Here is a 3951-nt window from a genome sequence, read left to right on the forward strand (position 1 = left end):
GCGGTCCTACCCCTTCCGCAAGCCCTCGCCCCTCCCGGCACGGCTCCTCGTCTCCCGCCCGGCAGCACGCCACAAGAGATCGAACGCCGTATGACCTACGCAACACTCGGAACATCCGCGCCCCAAAAACAGGGTTTATCCCGCCGCTTCCCCCTTCCGCAGGCACATGCAGAAAGCCAGGGGGACAAAAAAATTTTACCCTCCACCTCAAAAAACGTCGTTTTGGGGTTGCGCCCGGCCGCGGGACCTGCTAAAAGGAAAACACCAGTTGAAAACAAAGCGCGGATGGCAACTCCTCCCTCGGGGGCCCTCGGGCCCCTCCTTTTTTTGCCCGCGCCCCACCGACCGCCCCCGGCAATCCTTTTGAAGGTATTGGTAACTTGCCTACGTGATCGCCCCCCGGGAAACGCTCATCCCAGGGCCGCCCCTTACGTCGCCGGACGGGGACACGCCACGTCCCAGGGGACGACCAGGTCCTGTTCGGTGACCGGATACGCGGTGTCTGCCGGGGCGATGATGAGACCGGGCGCGACAGGCAACCCCGGATGGGCGGCGCGAAAGGCCCGCAACCCGCTCGCGTCCCGGGCCGTGGGGTGGCTCTTCGCCTTGATCTCGATGGGGTAGAAGCGCCCGCCCCATTCGACGATCAGGTCCACCTCAGCCCCACCGTGGGATCTCCAGTGGTAGAGGTTCGGACGTGCGGGCAGGGCCGCACACTGTCTGCGAAGGTCACCCACCACGGCGGTTTCGAACAGGGCACCCCAGAGAGGGTGGCCGCCCAGCACCTCGGGCGCCGCAATGGCCTGCAACGCGCAGGCCAGCCCGGGATCCGCCATGTACCCCTTGGGCCTCCGGCTGACCCGCTTGATCAGGTTCCCCGTGAACGCGGGAACCTCGTGCCATTGGAACGTCGCCCGAAGAATGCCGAGCCACCTCTGAGCCGTTTGGGGGGTTACCCCCAGCTCCCGGCCGAGTTGGCTGTGATTCACCTCTTGGCCCGTGAGCGCCGCGACCAACCGGACGAAACGGCCGAACGTGTACCAGTCGGACACGTCGGCCATCAGGCGCACGTCCCGCTCCAGGTAGGTTCGCTGATAAGCCCTAAAGAAATCGGGGAGCACATCGGCCGGCAGGAATCGGGCCTCCGGTAAACTCCCTCGCCATACCTGCTCGAACACCGGGAACGGGGCCGGCAGTCTCTCCCACCGCCCCCGACGGCAGCCCTCGGGATCAGCGAGCCACGCCCCGAGCCAGGGCGGATCGAGCCCCCGCCCCGCCGCCTCGGCCAATGAAAACCCTTCCAAGTCCAGAAAGACAGCCCGCCCCGCAAGGCTCTCGCTGAGGGAGCGCAGAATCCCCCACTGATGCGATCCAGTCAGGACGTACTGACCGGGCGTCCGGTCCGCATCGATTCTCCGCTTGATCGCGCTAACGAGCTGGGGAACATACTGGATCTCGTCCAGGATCACCGGCGGGGGCCGGCTGTTGAGGAAAAGGTCCGGATCTTCCCGCGCGCCTTGGACGTCGGCCACCGGATCGAACACCACCATGGCGAACCGACCGCCCAGCGTGTGGCGCAGGAACGTGCTCTTCCCCACCTGGCGGGCGCCGGACACGACCACCACGGGAAATGTGTCCACAAGCCGTTCCAATCGGGCCGTGAGGGTTCTGGGGAGATACATGCCTGCCATTCTAATGATGGCATCATCAATTTTCCAGGTTTTTCCCTGCCCATGTATCCCGCTATGTGCGCCACTTTGACAGACGTGCGCCCCTCCCCTCCCCGAACGTCTCTCCCCACGGAACGTCGCAGGCCCCTGCGACGGCTCGCCCTCCAGCAGAACCGGCTCAGTGCTCCGGCCCCTCGGCGGGCTTTTGGGTGCTGCGGTAGAGCGCCAGGAAGTTCACGGGGTCGAGGAGAAACGGCGGGAACCCGCCGTCCACCACCGTCTGGCTCACGATCTGGCGGGTGAAGGGGAAGAGCTGGGTCGGGCAGTCCACCGCAAGCACGGTCTTCAGGTGCTCCTCGGGCACGTTCTTCACCAGGAAGAGCCCCGCGTGCTCCACCTCCACGATGAACACCACCTTGTCCCCCGACTTCACCGTCGCGTGCAGCTCGATCACCACCTCCCAGTGGTCGGCGTCGATCTTGCGGTTGCGAAGCTGCAGGTTCAGCTCGGCCTGGGGCGAGGTTTTCTCCAGGAAGATCCGGGGCGCCTCGGGGTTTTCGAACGAGAGGTCCTTCACGTACATCCGCACGAGCCGGAGCACGGGCGGGGTGGGGGAGTCGGCCATGGGTGTCGCCTCCAGGGTTCACGGGGTTTTCGGGACCGGCGGATTGTAGCAGAATGGCCCGGCGCCGTGCCGGGGGGAGGGACGCCCTTTTTTCACCACGGAGGGCACGGAGGGCACGGAGGACTTCGGGCCGGGACGCCAGGAGGCGGGGAGGCTACGTCCAGGCCCGGCTCCGGCTTGGCGATCCGGGCCGAAGGCTCGCGGGCAAGGGAGTCGCGGCTTGGAAGCCGCTCCCACAAGGTGGGATGGGCGATGGCGGCGGGATCGCAACGGGTTTCGGCCGCCCGGCTCGAAATCCCACAGTCCCCGTTTCCGCCGGGTTGCATGGGGAAAGGAGGCGAACCCCGCCATGCCGAACCTCGTCTACGTCGCCCTGGGGGCGGTCCTCGGGGCCTCGGGCCGGTACCTGGTAGCCGGCTGGGTGTCCCGGGCGGCCTCGGGGGTGTTCCCCTGGGGCACCCTGGCCGTGAACCTGATCGGCTGCTTCGTGATCGGCTGGGCCTGGGGCCTGGCCGAACGGAGCCTCTGGGCCCCGGCGTTCCGAACCTTTTTCTTCGTGGGGCTCCTGGGGTCGTTCACCACCTTCAGTTCGTTCGGCCTGGAGACCCTGCACCTCCTGCGGGACGGCGAGGTCGCCCTGGCCGCCGGCTACGTGCTGGGGTCGAACCTGCTCGGCTTCGCCCTGGTGTGGCTCGGCCTGACCCTGGCCTGAGGAGGACCGGTATGACGCTTCCCGAAGACGGCATGCTCCTTCGCATCTTCATCGGCGAGGCCGACCGCCACGACGGCCGGCCCCTCTACGAGGCCATCGTGTTGAAGGCCCGGGAACTGGGCCTGGCCGGGGCCACCGTGCTCCGGGGGGTCATGGGGTTCGGGGCCCACAGCCGGCTCCACACCACCAAGGTGCTCCGGCTGAGCGAGGACCTGCCGATCGTGGTGGAGATCGTGGACACCGAGGCGAACCTCCAGAAGCTCCTGCCCTGGCTCGACGAGGTGGTGGAGGAGGGCATGGTCACCCTGGAGAAGGCCCGGGTGCTTCGCTACCGCCATGGCAAGTAGGCTTCTCGCCCTCGTTCTCCTGCTCCTCGCCGCGGCCCCGGCCCGGGCCGGGGAGATCGAGGTGTTCGCCGGGTCGGCCTCGAAGCCGGCCACCGAGGAGGCGGCCCGGGCGTTCGAGGCCCGCACGGGGACCCGGGTGCTCCTCCACTTCGGGGGATCGGGGGCCGTGCTGGCCCAGATGGAACTCGCCCGGCGGGGGGACGTGTACTTCCCCGGGTCCTCCGATTTCATGGAGAAGGCCAAGCGCAAGGGCCTCGTGGACCCGGCCACCGAGGTGCGGGTGGTGTACCTCCTGCCGGCCATCAACGTGGCCCGGGGCAACCCCAAGGGCATCCGGTCGCTCGAGGACCTGGCCCGGCCCGGGATCCGGGTCGGCATGGCCCGGCCCGACACCGTGTGCGTGGGGCTCTACGGCGTGGAGATCCTGGAGCGCAAGGGGCTTGCCGAGGCCGTGCGGCGAAACGTGGCCAACTACGCCGAGTCCTGCGCCAAGACGGCCCAGATGCTCGCCCTGGGACTCGTGGACGCCGTGCTCGGGTGGGACGTGTTCGACGACTGGAACCCCGACAAAATCGAGACGATCCCCTACCCCCCGGA

General features: G+C 67.8%; 5 protein-coding genes. 3 read left to right on the forward strand and 2 right to left on the reverse strand.

Annotation, left to right across the window (positions count from 1 at the left end; genetic code table 11):
• Positions 1–428: 428 nt before the first annotated feature.
• Together ACY0I8_RS16815 and secB are read right to left on the reverse strand one after the other, a co-directional pair.
• The gene (locus ACY0I8_RS16815; RefSeq protein ID WP_459942015.1) at positions 429–1682 is read right to left on the reverse strand and encodes an ATP-binding protein; all 1254 of its coding nucleotides are present in this window, start codon (positions 1680–1682) and stop codon (positions 429–431) included.
• 166 nt (positions 1683–1848) lie between these two features.
• Positions 1849–2295, reverse strand: a complete 447-nt coding sequence (secB, locus tag ACY0I8_RS16820) for a protein-export chaperone SecB (RefSeq protein WP_459942016.1) — start codon at positions 2293–2295, stop codon at positions 1849–1851.
• A 349-nt stretch (positions 2296–2644) separates the two neighbouring features.
• Here secB and crcB point away from each other — a divergent pair, with 349 nt between their 5' ends.
• The 3 genes from crcB to ACY0I8_RS16835 form a co-directional block, all read left to right on the forward strand.
• Positions 2645–3007: a fluoride efflux transporter FluC gene (gene crcB, locus ACY0I8_RS16825; protein ID WP_459942017.1), complete on the forward strand. Its 363-nt coding sequence runs from the start codon at positions 2645–2647 to the stop codon at positions 3005–3007.
• 11 nt (positions 3008–3018) lie between these two features.
• A complete protein-coding gene (locus tag ACY0I8_RS16830) occupies positions 3019–3354 on the forward strand; it encodes a DUF190 domain-containing protein (RefSeq protein ID WP_459942018.1) in 336 nt (111 codons plus the stop codon).
• On the forward strand, positions 3344–3951 hold a 608-nt coding region (locus tag ACY0I8_RS16835), incomplete at its 3' end, for a substrate-binding domain-containing protein (protein WP_461395671.1). The genes ACY0I8_RS16830 and ACY0I8_RS16835, both read left to right, overlap by 11 nt.

The sequence above is a fragment of the Deferrisoma sp. genome (genome assembly GCF_054681715.1).

What these genes read in the sequence shown, in the direction of transcription:
- ACY0I8_RS16830 (WP_459942018.1), top strand. Translation starts at nt 3,019, where the DNA reads ATGACGCTTCCCGAAGACGGCATGCTCCTTCGCATCTTCATCGGCGAG.
- crcB (WP_459942017.1), top strand. Translation starts at nt 2,645, where the DNA reads ATGCCGAACCTCGTCTACGTCGCCCTGGGGGCGGTCCTCGGGGCCTCG.
- ACY0I8_RS16815 (WP_459942015.1), bottom strand. Translation starts at nt 1,682, where the DNA reads ATGTATCTCCCCAGAACCCTCACGGCCCGATTGGAACGGCTTGTGGAC.
- secB (WP_459942016.1), bottom strand. Translation starts at nt 2,295, where the DNA reads ATGGCCGACTCCCCCACCCCGCCCGTGCTCCGGCTCGTGCGGATGTAC.